Here is a 22,216-nt window from a genome sequence, read left to right as displayed (position 1 = left end):
ACATCCCAAACAGCCGTCAACACCATTTCGGTGGACTGGCTTTGAATCACTTTGATGCGCGACAAACTCAAATCCTCGGTGAACTGCCTGATTTCAACGCCCGTTGGCGACTTGCACCATACATCCTTGCATTGTTCTTCAAGATGGTGAAGGAATTCGCCGGAATGATCCACTGCTGCATCGCAACAAAGGCAAATCAACCCGTGACCACCCGCACAGAAGACCCCGCGGGGGAGTCATTCGCGTATGCTAAAATTCCGCCCTTGGTCGCACCACCCAGACCAACCCGATTCAGGGGCCACCGCCCTTCCTCACCAGCGCTGCATCGCGGCGCCACCAGCGTTACAAAATGACCGAAGCTCCCTCGCCCCTGCATACCGAGCCATCCGACCCGGATCGCGCGCCCCATCGCTTCATCATCACCTTGGCCTGGCTGTTTGCGACCATTGTTGTTGCGCTCCTGATGCTGCCAAGCGGCCCGCTCAATCTCCTGCTCGGGCATCCGGCCTGGATGTTGTTGCTGCCATTTGCCAAGGCCTGCTGGCGCACCCACAAGACATTGCGACCGGCTCTGCCCATTGCTGAACCAAAGCGGCTTGCGGGCGTGAGCTTGTTGTTCCTCGGCTTTGTATTGGCGGATTACCTGGCGGGTGCAGATGGCACGCCGCTGCTCGGCAAGTGGTTACTGGGCAGCATCGGACTGCATGCCGGCAAGCCGCTGCTTGCCGTAGCCGTGGTCCTGCTTGCAGTGGGGATCGGCCTGCCACTGTGGACGCAACGGACTTGGGGCACGCTATTCAACGCGCTCGGTGCTGCCCGTATCTCGACCTGGTGGCGAGAGCTGCGCGATACGCCGTATTACACGCCCCCACGCAATCGTGGCCCGGCAGTGCCCGAACATGAAGACATGGATTTGCAAGTGCCGGCTGAAGCCATCGCGACGCCAATCGACAAAGTACTGGCCTCAGTCAACACAGCAGTCGCGCGCCTCAAACGCCGCCGCACTGCGGCCAAATCGGTAGAGACACCAGCTCCCGCGGTGAATGCACCAGAAACCCACGCTCAGGCCCACGACCGCCACGAACCCCAGATCGTTACGCCCCTAGCCACAGAGCCGACCAAGCCAACGCCGCCTTTAGTGGAAATCCAGAAACGGAAAATACCCAACACGCCACGCCAGCAAGAACGCGAACTGCCGGTGATCGAGTTGCCGCAGGTATTGGCGAACCTGAACCAAGCCTATCGCGCACCGCGTCGCGGCTCGGCCCCAGTGCCGCCCCCGGCGGCCGAGCTGCCGATGATCGACACCGCCGAAATCCGCGCCCGCTTGCGTGAGATTCATGGCGAACGGGTCGCAACGCCAGTGGCCAAAACCAGCCCCGTGGTGAGCAAGCCGGCCAGCCCGATGCTGAAACCGGCAGCCATGAAGCCAGTGCCAAGACCGGTCGTTGCCCAAGTGCCGGAAGCGAAAGCGGCGACGCCGACCGTCACCGAAACGCCAATCCCTGCACCGGCCCCCTTAATGCCGGCCGCCCTACCGACTGAATCGTTGGCTGAAGTGCTCACTACACCGCTCGCCATCGAGCCTCGCATCGCGCAAGCGGATCTGTTGGTACCTGGCACCACGGTCATCCAGCCAATCGTGCCCACGCCGGTTGTCGCCGCCGAACCTGTTGCGACGAACGTGCCCGAAGCACAAGCCCTCGTCTTGCCGACGCAACCGTCGCCAGTAGCGTCCCCGACATACCCGACGACCTACACCATATCGCAGCCGCCCATCGCGCAGGTCGTTCCTACACCACCGCCGGTACGGCCAGCATCCGTTGCGCCAAGCCTGCCACTGGATGTTCTGCCCATCAACGAGCCAAGTGCACTAATCACACCGGCTGAAGTATCAGAAATCGCCCCATCCCTGGCGCCGTGGCAAACCACGGCGCTGGCCGAGATTGAGTTCACGCCATCGAGCCCCTCGCCCGCGCTAGAAGCGGTCATTGCCCCGCCGTACGCAGCCCCGCCAGTACCGCCAGCACCAGCGCCAGTACCAGTGCGAATCGAAGCGCCAGCGGTTCAACCTGTTCCAGTCAGAGTCGTCCCGCTTAGCGAGCCAACAACTGCGTTGGGCTTGGCATTAGCGGCAGCACAGCAACGATTTGCCCCTCACGGCGAGCTGGGTGAGCCAGCCCACGCACCCGCCCTCGTTCTGCAGGAACCAGCAGCACTCCAGCCCCCTGCCGCACCGCCCCCCGAGCCGCGCCACTACGACGACACCATCCTGCCGCCGCTGTCACTGCTGCACGCCCCCGACATGGCCGTGGCATCGCAGTCGGAAGAGGAACTGATCGAGCGAGGCATCCTCATCGAGGAGCGGCTGAGCGAATTCCGGGTGAAAGTGCGTGTGATCGACGCCTATGCCGGCCCGGTGATCACGCGGTACGAGATCGAACCAGCCGTCGGCGTGCGCGGCGCGCAGATCGTGAATCTGATGAAAGACCTAGCCCGTGCACTGGGGCTGGCGTCGATTCGCGTAGTCGAAACGATTCCCGGCAAGACCTGCATGGGCATGGAGCTGCCGAACCCGACTCGCCAGATGATCCGCCTCTCGGAAATCCTGGCGGCGGACGAATTCACCCAGACCGCCTCCAAGCTCACCATGGCGCTGGGCAAGGACATCACCGGCAAACCCATCGTTACCGACCTCGCCAAGGCGCCGCATATGCTGGTGGCGGGGACGACCGGCTCCGGCAAATCCGTCGGCGTGAACGCGATGATCCTGTCACTGCTATACAAGGCCACACCAGAAGACGTGCGCTTCATCATGGTCGACCCGAAGATGCTGGAGCTGTCCGTCTACGATGGCATTCCGCATCTGCTGGCCCCAGTCGTCACCGACATGAAGCTTGCCGCCAATGCGCTCAACTGGTGCGTGGCGGAAATGGAAAAGCGCTACCGGCTGATGAGCGCACTCGGCGTGCGGAACTTGGCTGGCTACAACCAGAAGCTGCGCGAGGCCGCCGACAGCGGACGCAAGCTCACCAACCCGTTCACGCTCACACCGGACAATCCCGAGCCATTGGAACACCTGCCCTTCATCGTGGTGGTAGTGGATGAGTTCGCTGATCTGATGATGGTGGCGGGCAAGAAGATCGAAGAGTTAATCGCGCGCTTGGCACAAAAAGCCCGTGCCGCCGGCATTCACTTGATCCTTGCCACGCAACGGCCATCAGTGGATGTGATCACCGGCTTGATCAAGGCCAATATCCCGACACGGATAGCCTTCCAGGTCTCGTCGAAAGTCGATAGCCGCACCATCCTCGATCAAATGGGTGCGGAGGCGCTGCTGGGCCAGGGCGACATGCTGTATCTGCCACCCGGCACCGGCTACCCGCAACGCGTGCACGGCGCATTCGTGGCCGATGACGAGGTGCATGGCATCGTCGAGTATCTGAAGCAATTCGGCGAACCGGACTATGTGGATGGCGTGCTGAATGCGGGCTTCGATGCCGAAAGCGCCGCCACCGGCCCGGCCGCCAATGCGGACGCCGAAGCCGACCCGCTGTACGACGAAGCCGTCGCCTTCGTGCTGCAAAGCCGGCGCGCATCGATCTCGTCCGTCCAGCGCCAGTTGCGCATCGGCTACAACCGCGCCGCCCGCCTGATCGACTGCATGGAAGCGGCCGGCCTCGTCAGCGCAATGGAAAGCAACGGCAACCGCAATATCCTCGCACCGGCCGGTGAGCCATGAGCCGAGAGACACTACCTGTCGTCTATCAGGATGAATGGCTGATCGCCGTGCACAAGCCATCCGGCCTGCTGGTGCACCGCTCGATGATCGACCGCCACGAGACTCGCTTCGCCATGCAGATCGTGCGCGATCAGGTGGGCCGACGCGTCTACCCGGTACATCGTCTGGACAAAGGCACATCCGGCATTCTGCTGTTCGCGCTGGATCAGGACACCGGCCGAGCCGTCTCGACCGCCTTCGAGAACAAGCAGGTCGGCAAGAACTATCTCGCCATCGTGCGCGGCTGGCTACCCGAGGAAGGCCGCATCGACCACCCGTTGACGCGCCAAGCCGATGATTACGGCCACGTGCTCACGATGGGCGACCCGGTAGTGCAGGATGCGATCACCGATTTCCGGCGACTCGCCAGCGCCGAGTTGCCACTACCGAACGACCGCTACCCGACCACGCGTTACTCACTGGCCGCGCTATCGCCAATCACCGGCCGCCGTCATCAGCTGCGCCGGCATTTGAAGCATCTCTCCCACCCGATCATCGGCGATGCCACCTATGGCAAAGGCCCGCACAACCGCATGTTCGCGGCGCAATTCGGCGTGGCGCGACTGCTGCTGGCTTGTACGGGGATGCAGCTGACGCATCCGGTGAGTGGCGAAGCGCTGGATCTGAGTTGCCCGCTGGCGGAGGACATGCAAAGCGTGCTGGATGCGCTGGGCTGGCAAGCCGCCCTGTAGGATGGGTTAGCCCCAGCGTGCGAAGCTTGCTTCGCTCAGCTGGGGCGTAACCCATGCGGAGCGACGTTGAACCGGCACCATGCCGGCCCATCTGCCACGGTACTGCGTGGGTTACGCCCTTTTGGGCTAACCCACCCTACAAGATGGCTGGCCCCAACACCCGCATCAGTGAAAGCAGCACGCCATCGCCACGCACCAAAACCACCCAAACCGGCATAGAATGCCCGCTGGCTGTGCATGCCGGCTGTTCCCGGCGAGGCCCTACCCCGCCTCGCCCGATCCCCGCTCCCCATCCCACCGAGCGCCACGAACAACTGCAGCCAGCAGGCGTCACCCCCCGCCCGTGGAAAACAAGTAGTAAGACCCGCTGTCCCTATCGACTCTGCGCACGCGATCAAAACAACCATGACAACCGCACTCACTGAAGCCGAACTGCACCGGCCGCTCAATCGCAACGATTACAAGACGCTCTCGCTATCCGCCCTCGGTGGCGCGCTGGAGTTCTATGACTTCGTGATCTACGTGTTCTTCGCCGCTGTGATCGGCAAGCTGTTCTTCCCGGCCACCATGCCGGATTGGCTGGCGCAGCTGCAAACCTTCGGCATCTTCGCCGCCGGTTACCTCGCCCGTCCGCTCGGTGGCATCATCATTGCCCACTTCGGCGACAAGCTCGGCCGCAAGCGCATGTTCACGCTGTCGATCTTCCTGATGGCAGTACCGACCCTCGCCATCGGCCTGCTACCCACCTACGCCAGCATCGGCATTGCCGCACCGCTGCTGCTGCTGCTGTTCCGCATCCTGCAAGGCGCAGCCATCGGCGGCGAAGTACCGGGCGCCTGGGTCTTCGTCACCGAGCACGTACCCGCCAGCCGCACCGGCATGGCCGTCGGCACACTGACTGCAGGCCTGACCGCCGGCATCCTGCTTGGCTCGCTGGTCGCCGTAGCGATCAACAAGCACTACACCCCAGCCGAAGTGCTGGGTGACGCATGGCGCATCCCGTTCATCCTCGGCGGTGTGTTCGGCTTCTTCGCGGTTTACCTGCGTCGCTTTCTCGAAGAAACACCGATCTTCAAGGAACTGCACGCTCGCCAGGAACTGGCGCAAGGCCTGCCGCTCAAGCCGATCCTGCAACAGCATATCGGCGCGGTTGGCGTGTCGATGTTGCTGACCTGGGTGCTCTCCGCCGCCATCGTGGTCGTGATCCTGTTCACCCCAACCTATCTGCAGAAGGTGCATCACATCACGCCGATCCTGGCCTCCGAAGCGAATGCCTTCGCGACGCTGGCGCTGACCTTCGGTTGCGTGTTCTTCGGCTGGGCCAGCGACCGCTTCGGCGCGCGGGTGACGATGATCGTCGGCTACCTCGGCCTGCTCGCCTCCAGCTATTACTTCTATATGTCGCTGCCAGATACCGAAGTGTTGCTGCGCAATTACACTGTTACCGGTTTCTTCGTCGGCGCCATCGCCACAGTGCCATTCGTGGCCGTGCGCGCCTTCCCGGCTGCCGTGCGCTTCTCCGGCCTGTCGTTCTCCTACAACGTCGCCTACGCCATCTTTGGTGGCCTCACGCCGGTGGTGCTGTCCTGGTGGCTGACCAAGGATCTGCAGGCTCCGTCGCATTACGTGGCGGCGCTGTCAGTGTTGGGGTTGTTGCTGGCGTTTACGGCGCAGGCGGGGCGCAAGGCTCTTGGCACGGGCAGTAAATTGGCCAATGGAGCGGCCTGAGTCTTCGCTCTAAAACAACAACGCCCGGTTCATGCCGGGCGTTGTTGTTTGTGCCGTATCCCCTTGAACGGGCTACGATTCTTGCAGAAATACATCATGTAGGAGCGAGCTTGCTCGCGATGACCACGCTGGATTCAATCGATGCAATCGCGAGCAAGCTCGCTCCTACAATGTTTTCACCCCGATCTACCCCTCACTCGGCCGCGTCATCTCGATCGGCACAATCCACCGTGCATACTCCTCCTCGCTCACATAGCCGAGCGCCAGCGCGGACTCCTTCAGCGTCAGCCCTTCCTTGTGCGCCTTTTTGGCAATGGCCCCTGCCTTGTCGTAACCGATGTGGCGATTCAGCGCCGTCACCAGCATCAGGTTCTTGCTCAGGTTTTCTTCGATCTTCGGCAGGTTCGGTTCGATACCGAGCGCGCAGTGGTCGTTGAAGGCGAGGCAGGCATCGGCGATCAGCTCGATGCTTTCCAGCACGTTATGCACCATCACCGGTTTGTACACATTGAGCTGGAAATTGCCCTGGCTACCGGCAAACGCCACCGTGGCGTCGTTGCCGAATACTTGAGCGCAGACCATCGTCATCGCCTCGCATTGGGTCGGGTTGACCTTGCCCGGCATGATCGATGAACCCGGTTCGTTTTCCGGAATATTGAGTTCGCCAATGCCGCAACGCGGGCCGGAGGCGAGCCAGCGCACGTCGTTCGCCATCTTCATCAGACCGCCGGAAAGCGTGCGCAAGGCGGCGGAGGTTTGCACCAGCGCATCATGCGCTGATAGCGCAAAGAACTTGTTCGGCGCATCCACAAAGGGCTGGCCGGTCTGCTGCGCGATGTAATGTGCGGCGCGCGCACCAAATTGGGGATGGGCGTTGAGGCCGGTGCCGACCGCCGTGCCGCCAATCGCCAACTCCAGCAAACCCGGCAACGCGGCCTTGACTGCGGTCAAACCAAAATCGATCTGCGCCACCCATGCGCCGATTTCCTGGCCGAGCGTAATCGGCGTGGCATCTTGCAAGTGAGTACGGCCGGTTTTGACCACGAACTCGTAATCAGCCGCTTTGGTCGCCAGCGTATCGCCCAACGTTGTCACTGCCGGCAGCAATTTGGCATAGATCTGCTCGACCACAGCAATGTGCATAGCGGTCGGGAAGGTGTCGTTGGAGCTCTGGCCGCGGTTCACATGGTCATTCGGATGCACCGGCTTCTTGCTGCCCAGCTCGCCACCGGCGATTTCGATGGCGCGGTTGGAGATCACTTCGTTGGCGTTCATGTTCGACTGCGTACCGGAGCCGGTCTGGAACACCACCAGCGGGAAGTGCTCATCCAGCTTGCCGGCAATCACCTCATCCGCCGCCTGCACGATCAGCTTGGCCACGTCGGCTGGCAACTCGCCCAGTTCTGCATTGGCCTCGGCGGCAGCCCGTTTCAGCACCCCCAATGCGCGGATCACCGGCCGCTGCCAGCGAAAGCGGCTCACCCCGATGGGGAAGTTGATGGTGGAGCGCTGCGTCTGCGCCCCCCAGTAACGGTCGGCGGGGACATCGATCGCGCCCATCGAATCGGTTTCGGAACGGAATGCGGTCATGCTGTGGCTCCTTTCAAGAATGGTTTCAAGCTAGCCCGGACTCGCCCCGCACAAGAGACGAATCGAACAAGCAGGCTGACCAGTGCCCGCCCTGTTAAAATCCCGCCATCTTTCACCCGACGGTTTCAGGTCATGGCCCAATACGTAATGTCGATGCTCCGTGTGAGCAAGATCGTGCCGCCCAAGCGGCAGATCATCAAGGATATCTCCCTCTCCTTCTTCCCCGGCGCAAAGATCGGCCTTCTGGGCCTGAACGGCGCGGGTAAATCCACCGTGCTGCGCATCATGGCCGGCGCGGATAAGGAATTCGACGGCGAGGTGCAACACCTGGCCGGCGTAAAGATCGGCTATCTGGAACAAGAGCCGAAGCTCAACAGCGAAGCCACCGTGCGCGAGGAAGTGGAAAGCGGCATGGGCGAAGTGATGGCCGCGCAGAAGCGCCTCGAAGAGGTCTACGCCGCCTACGCCGATCCGGATGCCGATTTCGACAAGCTCGCCGAGGAACAAGCGCAACTGGAGGCCATCATCTCCACCGGTGCTGGCGACAACACCGAGCTACAGATGGAACTGGCCGCCGACGCGCTGCGCCTGCCGCCGTGGGATGCCATCATCGGCAACCTCTCCGGCGGTGAAAAACGCCGCGTCGCGCTGTGCAAGCTGCTGCTCTCCAAGCCGGACATGCTGCTGCTGGACGAGCCGACCAACCACCTGGATGCAGAATCAGTCGAATGGCTGGAGCAGTTCCTGGTGCGCTTCCCTGGCACCGTGGTCGCCGTCACTCACGATCGCTACTTCCTCGACAACGCAGCCGAGTGGATTCTGGAACTCGACCGCGGTCATGGCATCCCCTGGAAGGGCAATTATTCGAGCTGGCTGGAGCAAAAAGAAGCCCGCCTGAAGCTGGAAGAATCGCAAGAATCGGCCCGCCAGAAAGCGCTGCACAAAGAACTGGAATGGGTGCGGCAGAACCCGAAGGCGCGTCAGGCAAAATCCAAGGCGCGGATCGCCCGCTTCGAGGAACTCAGCTCGTTCGAACACCAGAAGCGCAACGAAACGCAGGAAATCTTCATCCCGGTTGCTGAACGCCTCGGCGACAAGGTGATCGAGTTCAAGAATGTCTCCAAAGCCTTTGGCGACCGCCTGCTAATGGACAACTTTTCGTTTGCTGCCCCGGCCGGTGCCATCGTCGGCATCATCGGCCCGAACGGCGCGGGTAAATCGACCTTTTTCAAGATGATCGCCGGCAAAGAACAGCCGGATTCGGGCGAAATCGAGATCGGCTCCACCGTGCAAATGGCCTTTGTCGAACAAAGCCGCGAAGGGCTGGAAGACGACAAGACCGTGTTCGACGATGTCTCCGGCGGTCACGACCTGATCACGGTCGGCAAATTCGAAATGAGCAGCCGCGCCTATCTGGGCCGCTTCAACTTCAAGGGTGGCGATCAGCAGAAGAAGATCGGCTCGCTCTCCGGCGGTGAGCGCGGCCGTCTGCATCTGGCCAAAACGCTGCTCAAGGGCGGCAACGTACTGATGCTGGATGAACCGTCCAACGATCTGGACGTGGAAACCCTGCGCGCACTGGAAGACGCCCTGCTGGAATTCGCCGGCACCGTTTTCGTGATCAGCCACGATCGCTGGTTCCTCGACCGGATTGCCACGCACATCCTCGCGGCGGAAGGCGACAGCCAATGGACATTCTTCGACGGCAACTATCAGGAATACGAAGCCGATAAGCGCAAGCGTCTGGGTGAAGAAGGCGCGAAGCCGAAGCGGATTCGGTATAAGCCGATTACGCGGTAAGGCTAGGCAAGCAACGACGGGAAGGCTTCACGCCTTCCCGTTTTTTATTCATTCATTTTTCTGCGTAAAATCAAGAATAAAAACCATCAACAACTTGTTTTATAAAAACAAAAATTCATAACAAACAAAAATAAATCGATTCATAATCCATTCAGTATCCATTCAAGTTCATCTCGATGCCCAGCAACGACCCGCTACTTGCCCTACTGAACGATGGCCCGCTACCAGCGCGCACGCTGTGCGAGCAGCTTGGCATCAGCCAGCCCACGCTCTCCCGCCGCGTCGCCGCGCTGGGTGATGGCTTGCTGCGTTTCGGCAAGGCACGGCAATCCAGCTATGCCCGTCGCCGGCAGGTGGCCGGGCAATTCGGATTTACGCTGCATCGCGTGGACGCCAATGGGCGGCTGGTGCAATGGGGCACGCTCTATCCGGTGTGGCGCGACGGTTGCGTCGTAATCGAGGCCGACGGCAACAGCAGTCATCACGACGGTTTGCCGTGGTGGTTGCAAGACATGCGCCCACAAGGCTTTCTTGGGCGCGCCTTTGCGCACAGCCATGCCGCCGCGCTGAACTTGCCAGCGGATCTCAATGCTTGGGGTGACAGCGCGGTTCTGCTGGCGCTGGCCCAAGCCGGCGAAGATAGCGTCGGTAATCTGTTGCTGGGCGACACGGCTGCCAGTCGGTTGCTGGCCCGGCCAGAACCCCATGCAATCCCAACAGATGCACGCATCACCACCTTCGCGGAGCTGTCCAGACTGGCCTTGGCCGGTGAGGCCGTTGGCTCATCCGCTGGCGGCGAGCAACCCAAATTCACTGCAACGATCTCGACTGAGCACGGCCCACAAGCGGTTCTGGTCAAGTTCAGCGCGCCGGATATCAACGCTGCCAGCCAGCGCTGGGCCAGCTTGCTGGTGGCCGAACATCTCGCACTGCAAACGCTGGCGGCTGCCGATTTGCCAGCCAGCCAAAGCGAGCTACTGCAGAGCGAGCGCCAGACCTTTCTGCAACTGCAACGGTTTGACCGCATCGGCCTATATGGTCGGCGCGGCGTGGTGTCATTGGCCGCGCTCGATCACGGCTTCATCGGACGGGCCGGCGACAACTGGCCGCAACTGACAGGCAGCCTCGCCGCGCAGCGCATCATCACGCCCGAGTCCGACGCGATTGCACAGCGGCTCCATGCCTTTGGCGTGCTGATCGGTAACAGCGATATGCACCATGGCAATTTATCCTTTTTGCATGATGGCAATCTGCCGCTCACCATCGCCCCGGCCTACGACATGTTGCCCATGCACTACGCGCCACGCGCCAGCGGACATCTGCCGGAGGCGCTACCCGAATTGGCGCTCGCCACGCCACCCAATCTGGACGTGTGGGCGGAAGTGCTGCCGCATGCACAAAACTACTGGCGGCAAGTCGGAGCCGATACCCGCATCGATGACGGCTTCAGAACAATCGCGGGACAATGGCAAGCCCGACTAGCGCAACTGGCTACACGCTTGTAACCCACCTCAAGCCACCGCCAACTTCGCATGCGTCGCCTGCGCATGCGGCAGCCACGCCCGGCGCTGCCAGCGGCGATACATCAACACCCCGCGCAGCCATTCGTCACACAACATCGCCAGCCACACGCCGACCAAGCCCAAACCGAGCACGGTTCCCAGCAGCCAGCTGCCGCCTACCAGCACGCCCCACATCGAGATCACGCCGATCATTGCCGGATAGCGGGCATCGCCAGTGGCGCGCAAGGCGTTGATGGCGACCAGATTGGCGACACGCCCAGGCTCCAGCACAATGCCGATCCGCATCAGCAGCGTGCCAGTGGCGATGATCGCGGCGTCCTTGGTGAAGCAGCCCAGCAGCCACGGGGCGAGCAAGGCAACGACCGCCGCTACGCCCACAGCGATCATCCAGCCGATTTTCAAACTGCGCAGGACTTGCGTATAGGCGGCATCGAAATCACCACGGCCGACCAGATGGCCGATCATGATCTCGGTGGCAAGGCCGATCGATACGCTCGCCAGCACCACGATATGCACCAATTGCATGGTGTAGGACTGGGTGGCGAGCACGGCGTCGCCCATGCGGGCAGACAGCGCGGTGATGGTCATGAAGGCAAGATACCAGCTGACTTTCTCGCCCGCGGCGGGCAGGCCGATATGCAGGATGCGCCGCAATACATCACGCGGAATCACGAATAGATCGCGCAGTACCAGCCGCAAGTGCAGTGCGCGCGATAACAAGAACAGCAACGCGACCAAGGCAAGCACGCGGCTGAATACCGTCGACCACGCCACCCCAACCACGCCGAGCGCCGGCAAGCCGAACCACCCGAACAGCAGCACCGCATTGCCAGCCGCGTTGACGAGGTTCTGCGCCAGACTCACCCACATCGCCGCTCGCGTATAGCCATGCGCGCGCAAGACCGCCGAGATCGACAGGTTGATCGCCTCCAGAAACAGCGTGCTGCCCAGAATGGTCAAAAACGGCCAAGCGTAGACGCGCAAATGCTCGGACAACTGCATGGCACGCAACAGCGGCCCGGCCGCCAGTGCCACCAACAGGCTGATCGCCAAGCCGATCCAGGCATTGACCGCGATAGTAGAGCGAGCCGTCTGCGCCGCGCCGGCCTTGTCGCCAGCGCCGAGATGATGCGTCAGCACTACGCTGCCGCCGATGCCGACGAAACCGAACACCATGATGCATAGCGAGACGATCTGGTTGGCGGCAGCGAGCCCTGCCACCGCCGCGTCGCCCACATGGCTGACCATGAACACGTCGACCATGCCGACCAGCATGTGCAGCAGCTGTTCAAAAAAGATCGGCAAGGCCAACTGGAACAGGGAAAGCCGGAGTGGCTTGGTGGGTGCAGACATCAGAAAAATCGCTTCGGTACGCGGAAAACCGCCATTTTGTGCGATTCAAACCGTTTTGGATATGCCGTTGTGCTGATTAAATGCCATGAACCGTAGGATGGGTGGGGCTCGCGATAGCCATCCTACAAAATGCGCCCCTATCGCTTCACCGGCATCCAGATTTCCATCGTACGGTTCGGCAAACCCGGCTCGCCACGTTCGTCATACAGCTCGAAATCCGGCGTGCCAGCATGTTGATAGCCCGAAGCCGGAAACCAGTCATGCATCAGGTATTGCCAGCCCTGTTGAATAGCGCGGATGAAATCAGCCTCTTCAGCCGCCGGATCAGTCGTCAGCACCGCATATTGGCCAGCCGGCACGGTCACCGTAGTAAAGCCTTCCGCACTCTCACTCGCTGCCGTCACCGGCACGCCAATCAGATAATTGAAATCGGTGGTGGCGTGATCGAACCCTGATATCACCCCCAGGAAAGGGTGAAAGTCGCTGCCACGCCCCGGCACCCCAGCCAGCAGATGCCCAGCACTGACTCGCTGCCACGCCGCGTCAATCTCGCGGAGATTGCGGCCGTCCCGCAGAGAAGTGGCCACATTGATGCCCCGGATGGTTGCGCCGTGATATTGGTCGATACGGACTTGCATGGTTTTGCTCCTGGCCGACAAAAGTTTGAAGATACCACCAGGAAAGTTACAAGACAGCAAAATGGAACGGGGCAAACCTTGCGCGGCGGGTTATTAACCCGCCCTACGAAACACACCCCACCAAGCAATCAACACATCAAAAAACCAGCCGCCCAAACGCCCCGACACGGCATTTCCATAGCCCCCGCCCCGCCTCACTGCTAGACTCCGAAACCATTCAATTCCGGCCGCGCACCATGACCCAATCCGCCGCTTTTTCCTCGCTGGCGCTGCCGGCTCCGTTTCTCGCCAATCTTGCCAGCCTCGGTTATCAACAGATGACCGCCATTCAGGCCGCTGGCCTGCCCGCCGTGCTGGAGGGCCGCGATCTGATCGCGCAGGCCAAGACCGGCAGCGGCAAGACGGCCACCTTCGGCATCGGCCTGCTGCAGAAGCTCAACCCGCGTTACTTCGGCGTGCAAGGGCTAGTGCTGTGCCCGACGCGCGAACTGGCCGATCAAGTCGCGGGCGAGCTGCGCAAACTGGCGCGGCATCTGGAAAACGTGAAGATCGTCAGCCTGTGCGGCGGCACGCGCATGGGGCCGCAGATCGCCTCGCTGGAGCACGGCGCACACATCGTCGTCGGCACGCCAGGGCGGATTCAGGATCACCTGTTCCGCGAAACGCTCAATCTCGCCGGTATCAGCACCCTCGTGCTGGATGAAGCCGACCGCATGGTGGACATGGGCTTCGTGGATGACATTACCCGCATCGTGCGCGCCTGCCCGTCGCGGCGGCAGACGATGTTGTTCTCCGCCACTTATCCGGATGCCATCCGCAAAATCGCCTCGCCCTTCCTGCGCCAGCCGCTGGAAATCAAGGTGGAAAGCCAGCATCAAGCCAGCCGGATCGAGCAGCGCTTCTACGAAGTGCCGCATGAAGAACGCAATCAAGTGGTGGCCGAGTTGCTGCGCCACTTCCGCCCGTCCTCCGCGCTTACCTTCTGCAACACCAAGATCCATTGCCGCGAACTGGTCGCCGCCCTGCGCGAACAAGGTTTCGCCGCCCGGGCGCTGTATGGTGAGCTGGATCAGCGCGACCGCGACGAAACGCTGGTGATGTTCGCCAACCAGAGCATCACCGTGCTGGTCGCCACCGACGTTGCCGCGCGCGGACTGGATATCCAGACGCTGGATATGGTGATCAACGCCGATGTATCCCGCGATACCGAAATCCACATCCACCGCATTGGCCGTACTGGTCGCGGTCACGACAAGGGCTTGGCGGTGAGCCTGGCTGCGCCGCAAGACAAGAAGTGGGTAAAGCTGATCGAGGAATATCAGAACGGCCCGGTCAGCTGGTTCGACCGCGCCGAACTGCAAGACACCGACCCGGCCCCACTCACCCCGACCATGCGCACACTCAATATCGCCGGCGGCAAGAAAGACAAACTGCGCCCCGGCGATTTGCTCGGCGCACTGACCGGCGATGGCGGCTTGGCCGGCAATCAGGTCGGCAAGATCAGCGTGTTCGATACGCAGTGCTTTGTGGCCATCGAACGCAGCGTGGCCGATGCGGCATTCAAACGCCTGAGCCGCAGCGCCATCAAGGGGCGGACGTTCAAGATGCGCTGGGTGGATTAGGCCAGCTGAATTTCCAAAACACACCGACAAACTGCCAGTGACCACGCTCAAATTGTCAGCAGACCTGAAAGCCCGCATCACCCAGCTTGCTCAAGCTGCCGGGCAAACACCCCAAGCCTGGATGGTCGACGCGCTGGAAGCGCAGGTACAGAGAGCAGAACAGTCCGCAAGCGTGATCAGGATGCACTGACCTCCGAGTGCGAAGCCGGTAAAACCAACGTGGGTTACGAGGCTGACGCGGTTCATCGCTATTTGTGGGCCAAGGCAGCCGGTCAGCCCACCGACCGTCCTGCCCCGTTGAAGCGCTAGCGCAAAACCCGTTTTGCACGCTCGCGGCAGTCAGTCTCAGCTCAAACGGCCGCAACAACGGGATCAATCGGGTGTAGGGACTTGTTCCGTAGCCCGGACGGCTTTGCCGGCCAGGGTGTCCTTTCGCAAAACAGCCCCGGCCGGCAAAGCCGTCCGGGCTACGTGTGACGTGCGCTCAAAACGGCACCGCCGCCTCAAATACCATCCGCTCCCCCGTCACTGGATGCGGCAGCGCCAGCATCCCGGCATGCAGCAGCAGCCGATCTGCCCGCGCCGCCCAGACCGGCCCGGCATACAAGCCATCCCCAACGATCGGATGACCAATCGCCATGAGATGCACGCGCAATTGATGCGTGCGGCCGGTGATCGGCTCCAGCTCGACGCGGCTGGTGTCGCTGGCGACGTCGTACGCCAGGCACCGATAGCGCGTGAGGGACAGTTTGCCGTGTTCGGCATCGACTTTTTGTAGCGGCCGGTTGGGCCAATCGGCCATCAGCGGCAGATCGATCTCGCCCTCGACCGGCAATTGGCCGGCGACCACCGCCACATAGCGCTTGTCCACCCGCCGCTCGATAAAAGCAATCCCGAGCGCCCGTTGCGCCGCCTCGCCCCGCGCAAAGACGACGAGGCCGGAGGTCGCCATATCCAGCCGATGCACGATCAATGCATCCGGGTAATCCAGCTGGATACGGCTGGAGAGGCAATCCTGCTTGTCCTCGCCGCGCCCCGGCACGGCGAGCAGGCCGGCGGGTTTGTCGAGCACCACCAGATGGTCATCGACAAAGATCGGCGCAAGCGCGGTATGGCTGGGAGGTTGGTAAACGTGAATGGTCATCGATCTGCGTGGTTTTGTTACAACTAAAACGGTTACACCTGAAACCGCCGCATGATCTCACTTAAACCGCTCGCCACTGTATTGAGTTGCGCCACCGTGCCGGAAGCCTGTTGCACAGCGGCATCCGTTTCGTTGGCCACCTGATTGGCCGATTCGGCAAACTTCGCCATCTCGTTGGCCGCCACCGATTGCTCGTGCGTGGCGGCAGCGATGTCGCGAATGCTGTTGACCACCTGCGCCATCCGCGCCTGAATCCCCGCAATTTCCTCAGCCGCCTGCGTAGAGCGCGCCACGCTGGATTTCACCGAGCTGCGTGTTTTTTCCATGCCGGACAGCACCGCCTGGATTTCATGCTCGGTGCCGGAGCTGAGCTGGGTAATTTCCACCGTCGCCTTGCCGGCACGCTCAGCCAGCTTGCGCACCTCGTCGGCCACCACGGCGAAACCGCGCCCCTGCTCGCCGGCGCGGGCGGCTTCGATGGCGGCATTCAATGCCAGCAAGTTGGTTTGATCGGCGATTTCCTTGATGACCGCGACGATCGAATTGATTTCGGACAACCGATCGCCGTGCGATGCCACGGTGGTGGCGAGGTGTTCCACGTCCTGCAAAACGGAACTGATTTCATCGGCCAGCGCGGCTACGGAACGCGACGATTGCTGCGAGGTATCGCCCGTCTGCGCGGCGACCGCCTCCGCATCGTGCGCGTTCGCGGCGATGTGATTGATGCTGACGGTCATTTCCTCGATGGTGGCGGCGTTTTCGCTCGACATCTGCGCTTGGCGGGCGGATTCCTTCGATACGCGCTGCGTCGCATCGTGTAGTTCATGCACACCTTTGGAGAGCCCGACTGCGTCATCACGCACCTTGGCGAAAATGGTGCGCAAGGTGGCGACGAAGCGGTTAAAAGCCTCGGCCGCCAGGCCGATTTCGTCCCGACGCGATACGGTGATGGTGCGGGTGAGATCGGCATCCCCTTCAGCGATTTCCAACAGCGCGTCACGCAGCTTGAGCAAGCCAGACAACAGCTGGGTCAGCGCGAAGTTGGCGATCAGGATGGCGATGACCGCAACGCCCAAACACGCGACGGCCAGCTTGATCAGCAGCGTATCCAGCGGGGCCAGCACCTCGGTCTTGTCGGTGACGAAGCCAAGCAGCCAATCCGTGCCCGGTACTTCGGTGATGGTCAGGTATTTATCATGGCCGTCGAGGCGGATTTCGGTTTGTGAACCCTTGGTCAAGAATTCCTGCAGCTGGTTTTCCGTCAGGCCGGGCATGACTTCGCCAATCGGCTTGAGGGTGGATTCCGGCGCGGGATGCGCGATCACCTTGCCGTCCCGCGTGGTCAGAAAGGCATACCCCGCGCCGCGCAGCTTGATGCCTTGCACCAGGGCGGTCATTTCTTCGAGCGATATATCGCCGCCCACCACACCGACTGTCTGGCCGTTCTCAACCACCGGGCTGGCAAAGGTCAGCCCCAGCTTCTTGGTGGAAGCAAAGATATACGGCGCAGACACCACGGCTGTGGTGCTGCCGTTCGCTTTCTTGTACCAAGGCCGCGAAGTCGGATCGTAATCGGCCGGCGCGTGCTTCGTCGGCAGGTGATAGATCATGCGTTTGTCCGCATAACCGACAAAGGTTTGGTCGAAGCGCCCGGCAATGCGGCCGGCATCCAGAAACGGCACCGGATCAGCCGCGCCGCTGACTTTGGTCGATGCGGCGGTGATGGCATCCCGCCGCTGCGCCACCCAACGGGACAGCGCTTCGACATTACCGCGCACCGCCACAGCGATTTCGTTGCTGGCCCCGGCCAGAATCTCGGCGTGCATCGACCAATAGGCGGTCGCCGACAACACGACCACAACGGCCGCGACCAGCGCAGTCACAAAAAGAAGCAGGCGGTGTTTGAGGGTCATGGGTACGTTCTCTTGTCTGATTGGTCTGCCGCTGCCCCACCTGCTCGCAATGGGTAAGGCAAGGCGTTGAGGTGATGCATTACTTGTCCACCACTCCACCCGCCGGATGCTCGCCGCCCTGGTGTTCTTCCAGCAGCGACAGCCACAGTTCCCGCAGGGTGGGATTGGCGCTCTGCACGGCGCGATAGGCGCGGATTTCCAGCTCGGCGGTCCATTCCGGCCCACCGGCCCGCACGAGCGTACGGGCGGCCAATTCATCCGCAACCACGCCCTCCGGCAGCCACGCCACGCCGTAGCCTTCTTTCGCCATTTTCATCAGCAGCAGCGCCATATCTGCTTCATAGCACCGCTCCAGCACATGCGGCGTGACGGCTTGCTTGAGGATCACGTCAACGATGCGGGCAAGGAAGGTCGTCGCTGTATACGCGAGGTAAGGCACCGGCGCGGCAGCTGTGCCGGGCAAGGCAAACAGCGGCTTGCCGCGCGCATCCGGTGCGGAGACGGGAATGAACAACTCATGCCCGAGCGTGACGCTGGCGAACTTGGCCGGATCAAGCAGGATGGGCGCGCCGGGATGGTGATAGCCGAACATCAAATCGCACGCGCCATCGGCCAGGGCCAGCACCGCATCGTGCACATTGGCCGCCACCACCCGCACGTTGAAATGATCGTGCCGGGGCTGGGTCTGCTTCAGCCATTTGGGCAAGAACGTCATCGAAAGCGAATGCCCGGCCGTGACCTGAATGGCCCGCCCCAGCATCTTGGCATCGCGCCGGATATCGGATCGCACGTTCAGCAGCAGGGCCAGCGCCTCCCGCCCCTGCTCGCAGAATTGCTGGCCGGCAGCGGTCAGCTCCAGCGGATAAGTACCGCGGTGCACCAGCTCCGCGCCCACCCAATATTCCAGCGACTGAATGCGGCGGGATAACGCCGACTGCGTGATATGGCGCACCTCGGCCGCCCGCGAAAAACTACGGGTATCGGCCAAAGCCAGAAGATCACCAATCCATTTGAGCTGCATAGGGTTTCGATGATGGGGAAACGGATCAAAGGGGAATTGCGAATCTTGCGAATGCGGATTTTCCATCCAAAGCACATATGACAAACAGCTTGGATTTCCCTATGCAATTGCCCGCACACGTTCAACGCTCACCAGCGTCCCCCCCTTTTTGTGCCGTGCGAATCTTCGATTCGTTCAGGTATAGGGGCCAGCGGGGGGATTTCTGCGGCGTCTCAAGTTGCAATGGCGTCGAAATCCCCCTCCATCCCCCTTCACAAAGGGGGAGGTAAAAACCCAAAGCGCATTCCAATAAATACACTCCGCATATTTTTTCAACCGACTGTCGCTCGCGTTCCCAACCCAGCCCACACACGCCGCCAGCGCCCATTTCTAGCCCATTCCAAAACCGCATAACACCAGTTCGCATCCGCATCATGGTCACGAACGGCCGTAAATAGAATGAGCTCGTCTTGCACATATCGATGCAACGAGGAGCGATAAAAATGAACAAGGCCATGAACGCGACCCTGAGTGAACAGGGTTTCCGACTGGAGCACGACCTTTTGGGGGATAAGCAAGTCCCCGCTGCCGCTTACTACGGCGTCCACACCGTCCGCGCGCTGGAGAACTTCCCGCTCACCGGCCAGCCGGTTTCGCACTACCCCGATCTGGTCGTCGCGCTGGCCGATATCAAGCAAGCCGCCGCGCGGGCCAATCACGAGCTGGGCATTCTGGACGAGGTGCATTGCGTGGCGATCTGTGCCGCCTGTGACGACCTGCGCGCCGGCCTCCTGCACGACCAGTTCCCCATCAGCCTGATCCAGGGCGGCGCGGGCACCTCCACCAACATGAATGCCAACGAGGTGATCAGCAACCGGGCGCTGGAAATCATGGGCCATGCCAAGGGCGACTATGCGCACCTGCACCCCAATGAGCACGTCAACCTGAGCCAATCGACCAACGACGTCTACCCGACGGCCTTGAAGCTGGCGACGCTGCGCGGCATCGCCGTACTGCTGGAACGCATGCAAAGCCTGGCCAGCGCGTTTGAAGTCAAGGCCAACGAATTCAGCGGCCTGCTCAAAGTCGGCCGCACCCAGCTGCAAGACGCGGTGCCGATGACCTTGGGCCAAGAGTTCCAGACCTACGCCGTGATGATCCGTGAAGACATCCTGCGCCTGTGCGAAGCCATGCCGCTGATCCGCGAGATCAACCTCGGCGCGACTGCCATCGGCACCGGCATCAACACTCAGCCGGAATACGCCGCCGCTGTCTGCAAGCATCTGGCGACCATCACCCGCCAGCCTTTCGTCACCGCCCCGAATCTGATCGAAGCCACGCAGGATTGCGGCGCCTTCGTGCAGCTCTCCGGCGTGCTCAAGCGCATCGCGGTCAAGCTCTCCAAGGTATGCAACGACTTGCGCCTGCTATCGAGCGGCCCGTGTGCCGGCTTTGGCGAGATCAACCTGCCGCCGGTACAAGCCGGGTCGAGCATCATGCCGGGCAAGGTCAACCCGGTGATCCCGGAGCTGGTCAACCAGATCGCCTTCGAAGTCATCGGCAACGATCTGACCATCACCATGGCGGCCGAAGGGGGCCAGCTGCAGCTCAATGCCTTCGAGCCGATCATCGCGCATTCGATGTTCAACAGCGTGAACCACCTCGCCCAAGCCTGCCGCACGCTGGAAGAAAAATGCGTGCGCGGCATCACTGCCAACCCGGACCGCCTGCGTGAGCATCTGGATCGCTCAATCGTACTGGTGACTGCGCTCAATCCTTACATCGGCTACCACCACGCCACCGACGTCGCCCGCGAAGCGCTGGATAGCGGCCGCCGCGTGTACGACATCGTGCTGGAACGCGGGCTGGTTTCGCGCGAGGTGCTGGATGAGCTGCTGCGGCCGGAGGCACTGACTGCGCCGCGTTATCCGATTACCGGGGCGTTGGTGCAGTAGGGGCCATAGCGCCCTCTCCCTTGAGCCAACATGTAGCCCGGACACCTTTGGTGGCCGGGGTCTCTTTGCACAACACCCCGGCCGGCCAAGCCGTCCGGGCTACACATTTGGCCCGCTCAACACACCAAGAACCGACACCAAGCCGGCCAACCCTCCTCGAATCAATCTGAGATGAGCAAAAAATGAATACCCGAAAACTGACGAGTCAAATCGGTATCGCCATGGTGCTTGGCATCGTGGTCGGTTATCTATGCCATGCCTATGCCAAGGATGCGCAAGCAGCCAAAGACATCGCCGCTTACTTCGGCATGGTCACGGATATCTTCCTGCGCATGATCAAGATGATCATCGCGCCGCTGGTGTTCGCCACGCTGGTGTCCGGCATTGCCAGCATGAGCGGCTCTGGCGCGGTTGGCCGCATTGGCCTCAAGGCCATGCTGTGGTTTGTCTGTGCGGCAACGGTCTCGCTGCTGCTGGGCATGACCCTGGCGAACCTCTTCCAGCCCGGCGCACAGATGCATCTGGCCCTGCCGGATGCCACGGCGGTCAGCGCGCTCAAGACCGGCGATCTGAACCTCAAAACCTTCATCACCCACGTGTTCCCCAAGAGCATTACCGAGGCGATGGCGAACAACGAAATCCTCCAGATCCTGGTGTTTTCGCTGTTCTTCGGCGGCGCGCTGTCGTACATCAAGTCGCAAGGGCACACCACCCTCGACCGCATGATCGACGAACTGTCCCGCATCATGTTCCGCATCACCGACTACGTGATGCGCTTCGCCCCGATTGGCGTCTTTGCTGCGATGGCCGCGGCGATTGCCACGCAAGGTCTGGGCATTCTGGCGGACTACGGCAAGCTGATCGGCGAGTTCTACCTCGGGCTGGCCTTGCTGTGGGCGATCCTGTTCGGTGTTGGCTACCTGTTCCTCGGCCGCTCGGTCGTCCAGCTGGGCAAGCTGATTCGCGAGCCGGTGATGCTGGCCTTCTCCACCGCCAGCAGCGAATCCGCCTACCCGAAAACCATCGAATCGCTGAAACGCTTTGGCGTGCCCCGTCGCATTTCGAGCTTCGTGCTGCCGCTGGGTTATTCCTTCAATCTGGATGGCTCGATGATGTATCAGGCATTCGCGGTGATGTTCATCGCGCAGGCTTACCACATCGAAATGAGCTGGAGCCAACAGCTGACGGTGCTGTTCGTGCTGATGGTCACCAGCAAGGGCATGGCCGGCGTTGCGCGTGCTTCGCTGGTGGTCGTGGCCGCCAGCCTGCCGATGTTCCATCTGCCGGAAGCGGGTTTGCTGCTGATCATCGGCATCGACCAGATTTTCGACATGGGCCGCACTGCCACCAACGTGATTGGCAATAGCTTGGCGACAGCGGTGATTGCGAAGATCGAAGGGCAGACGGATCACGCGGATGAGACGGAGGAAGCTGCGCCGTTGGGGGTGCCCCTAGCTGCTGCGAAGGCGTAAGGGCT

The 22,216-nt window shown here is 61.6% G+C and carries 15 protein-coding genes; 9 read left to right on the top strand and 6 right to left on the bottom strand.

What is annotated here, in order from left to right:
- Positions 1-349: 349 nt before the first annotated feature.
- The 3 genes from BR41_RS22830 (at position 350) to BR41_RS08985 (ending at position 6,201) form a co-directional block, all read left to right on the top strand.
- Positions 350-3,742 (top strand): DNA translocase FtsK, encoded by a 3,393-nt coding sequence (locus BR41_RS22830; RefSeq protein ID WP_051710548.1) that lies wholly within the window; start codon positions 350-352, stop codon positions 3,740-3,742.
- Positions 3,739-4,473, top strand: a complete 735-nt coding sequence (locus tag BR41_RS08990; RefSeq protein WP_035055440.1) for a pseudouridine synthase — start codon at positions 3,739-3,741, stop codon at positions 4,471-4,473. The genes BR41_RS22830 and BR41_RS08990 overlap by 4 nt, the downstream gene beginning before the upstream one ends.
- A gap of 405 nt (positions 4,474-4,878) precedes the next feature.
- Positions 4,879-6,201 (top strand): MFS transporter, encoded by a 1,323-nt coding sequence (locus BR41_RS08985; protein WP_035055437.1) that lies wholly within the window; start codon positions 4,879-4,881, stop codon positions 6,199-6,201.
- Positions 6,202-6,387: 186 nt separating this feature from the next.
- Here the strand turns inward: BR41_RS08985 and fumC are convergent, their stop codons facing one another.
- The gene (gene fumC, locus BR41_RS08980; protein ID WP_035055434.1) at positions 6,388-7,791 is read right to left on the bottom strand and encodes a class II fumarate hydratase; all 1,404 of its coding nucleotides are present in this window, start codon (positions 7,789-7,791) and stop codon (positions 6,388-6,390) included.
- A gap of 132 nt (positions 7,792-7,923) precedes the next feature.
- On the opposite strand from fumC, the gene ettA reads away from it, so the two are divergent.
- Positions 7,924-9,591 (top strand): energy-dependent translational throttle protein EttA, encoded by a 1,668-nt coding sequence (gene ettA / locus BR41_RS08975; protein ID WP_035055431.1) that lies wholly within the window; start codon positions 7,924-7,926, stop codon positions 9,589-9,591.
- Positions 9,592-9,767: 176 nt separating this feature from the next.
- On the top strand, positions 9,768-11,096 hold the full coding sequence (gene yjjJ / locus BR41_RS08970) for a type II toxin-antitoxin system HipA family toxin YjjJ (RefSeq protein ID WP_035055428.1): 1,329 nt from the start codon (positions 9,768-9,770) through the stop codon (positions 11,094-11,096).
- A gap of 6 nt (positions 11,097-11,102) precedes the next feature.
- Here the strand turns inward: yjjJ and BR41_RS08965 are convergent, their stop codons facing one another.
- On the bottom strand, positions 11,103-12,467 hold the full coding sequence (locus tag BR41_RS08965; RefSeq protein WP_035055425.1) for an MATE family efflux transporter: 1,365 nt from the start codon (positions 12,465-12,467) through the stop codon (positions 11,103-11,105).
- 137 nt (positions 12,468-12,604) lie between these two features.
- Positions 12,605-13,105, bottom strand: coding sequence for a GyrI-like domain-containing protein (locus BR41_RS08960; protein WP_051710546.1), 501 nt, complete (start codon positions 13,103-13,105; stop codon positions 12,605-12,607).
- Positions 13,106-13,341: 236 nt separating this feature from the next.
- Between BR41_RS08960 and dbpA the strand changes: the two genes are divergently transcribed.
- Positions 13,342-14,727, top strand: a complete 1,386-nt coding sequence (gene dbpA, locus BR41_RS08955) for an ATP-dependent RNA helicase DbpA (RefSeq protein ID WP_035055422.1) — start codon at positions 13,342-13,344, stop codon at positions 14,725-14,727.
- 37 nt (positions 14,728-14,764) lie between these two features.
- Positions 14,765-14,917 carry a hypothetical protein gene (locus BR41_RS24120; RefSeq protein ID WP_156970627.1) on the top strand — a complete coding sequence of 51 codons (153 nt, stop codon included), beginning with the start codon at positions 14,765-14,767 and terminating at the stop codon, positions 14,915-14,917.
- Positions 14,918-15,211: 294 nt separating this feature from the next.
- On the opposite strand, the gene BR41_RS08950 is transcribed toward BR41_RS24120, so the two are convergent.
- The 3 genes from BR41_RS08950 to BR41_RS08940 form a co-directional block, all read right to left on the bottom strand.
- Positions 15,212-15,871 carry a pseudouridine synthase gene (locus BR41_RS08950; RefSeq protein ID WP_035055419.1) on the bottom strand — a complete coding sequence of 220 codons (660 nt, stop codon included), beginning with the start codon at positions 15,869-15,871 and terminating at the stop codon, positions 15,212-15,214.
- Positions 15,872-15,903: 32 nt separating this feature from the next.
- Positions 15,904-17,784, bottom strand: coding sequence for a methyl-accepting chemotaxis protein (locus BR41_RS08945; RefSeq protein WP_035055417.1), 1,881 nt, complete (start codon positions 17,782-17,784; stop codon positions 15,904-15,906).
- A 79-nt stretch (positions 17,785-17,863) separates the two neighbouring features.
- On the bottom strand, positions 17,864-18,805 hold the full coding sequence (locus BR41_RS08940) for a LysR substrate-binding domain-containing protein (protein ID WP_051710545.1): 942 nt from the start codon (positions 18,803-18,805) through the stop codon (positions 17,864-17,866).
- Positions 18,806-19,287: 482 nt separating this feature from the next.
- Between BR41_RS08940 and aspA the strand changes: the two genes are divergently transcribed.
- A complete protein-coding gene (gene aspA, locus BR41_RS08935) occupies positions 19,288-20,739 on the top strand; it encodes an aspartate ammonia-lyase (RefSeq protein WP_245615838.1) in 1,452 nt (483 codons plus the stop codon).
- A 182-nt stretch (positions 20,740-20,921) separates the two neighbouring features.
- A complete protein-coding gene (locus BR41_RS08930; RefSeq protein ID WP_035055414.1) occupies positions 20,922-22,211 on the top strand; it encodes a dicarboxylate/amino acid:cation symporter in 1,290 nt (429 codons plus the stop codon).
- Positions 22,212-22,216 lie beyond the last annotated feature (5 nt).

Source organism: Andreprevotia chitinilytica DSM 18519 (assembly GCF_000711875.1).
GTDB lineage: Bacteria > Pseudomonadota > Gammaproteobacteria > Burkholderiales > Chitinibacteraceae > Andreprevotia > Andreprevotia chitinilytica.
This window is presented reverse-complemented; position numbering and strand designations above follow the sequence as displayed.